The sequence below is a fragment of the Streptomyces sp. NPDC031274 genome, from assembly GCF_055570235.1.
Window position 1 is genome coordinate 1 of sequence record NZ_JBVIHP010000455.1, and the last position, 1,065, is coordinate 1,065.

A 1,065-nucleotide genomic window follows, 5' to 3' on the forward strand; every position below is an offset into this window, starting at 1 on the left:
GTCCGGGCGGAGCTCGACCAACTGGGCAGGGAGATCTGGTCCCGGACCATCGGGGACACGGGCCTGCCCGTGCGGGCCGCGCATGCGGCGCAGGCCCTGGGGTTCTTGCGGGGGAACTCGCTCGACCTGCTGTCGTCCGGGCCGTGGCTGCGGCTGCGTACCAATTATGGGTCCATCGCCGTGCGCCGGGCGGGCGTCGGAGGGCTCTCCGTCACGCCTGCGTGAACCCTCCTCTCCTCTGTACGCCTGCGTGATCCCTCTCCTCCGCACGCCTGCGTGAGCGGCTCTGCTCGCGACGCGCGCGCCCACGCCTCAGCTCTCGTCGTCCGGCCACACTCCGATGTGGTCCCGTTCGAGCTCCAGCGCCACCCTGTCCCGCATGTCCAGTGCCGCCGTGTACTCGGCGGGCAGCTGGAGGCGTCCCGCGCGGTCCAGCATCGCGTACTCGCGGGATGTCACCGACTCCTGGCCCGTCGACGCGTCCACCTCCGTGCGGCGCAGGACCTCCGTCGAGGTGCGGCCGTCGCGGATGGCGACCGTGCGGCGGACCTCGGAGGCGACAGCCTGGTCGTGGGTGACGATGACGATGGTGGTGCCCAGCTCCTCGTTCGCGGTGCGGAAGGCGGCGAAGACCTGCTCGGCGGTGTGCGAGTCCAACTCGCCGGTGGGTTCGTCGGCCAGCAGGACCGACGGGTTGTTGGCCAGGGCCACCGCGATGGCGACGCGCTGCTGCTGGCCGCCGGAGAGCTGCTGCGGACGCCGGTCGCGGAGGTCGCAGACCGACATCAACTCCAGCAATTCATGTGCCCGTTCGGCCTTCCGTGCGCGTTTCATCGAGCGCCCGCCCTTCAACTGCATGGGCAGCGCCACATTCTGTGCCGCCGTCAGGTACGGCAGAAGATTGCGTGCCGTCTGCTGCCAGACGAAGCCGACGGCGTCCCTGCGGTAGCGCAGCCGCTCCTTCGCGCCCATCGCGAGGAGATCGCGGCCCGCGACCCGCGCCGAGCCCGCGGTCGGCTCGTCGAGCCCGGCGAGGATGTTCATCAGCGTCGACTTGCCGCTGCC

At 71.1% G+C, this 1,065-nt stretch carries 2 protein-coding genes; one reads left to right on the top strand and one right to left on the bottom strand.

All coding sequences use genetic code 11. From position 1 onward, the window contains the following. The coding region (locus ACZ5CR_RS47125) for a DUF8185 domain-containing protein (protein WP_468870230.1) at positions 1 to 225 on the top strand (225 nt) is incomplete at its 5' end. 87 nt (positions 226 to 312) lie between these two features. Here the strand turns inward: ACZ5CR_RS47125 and ACZ5CR_RS47130 are convergent. After that, the coding region (locus ACZ5CR_RS47130; protein ID WP_468870231.1) for an ABC transporter ATP-binding protein at positions 313 to 1,065 on the bottom strand (753 nt) is incomplete at its 5' end.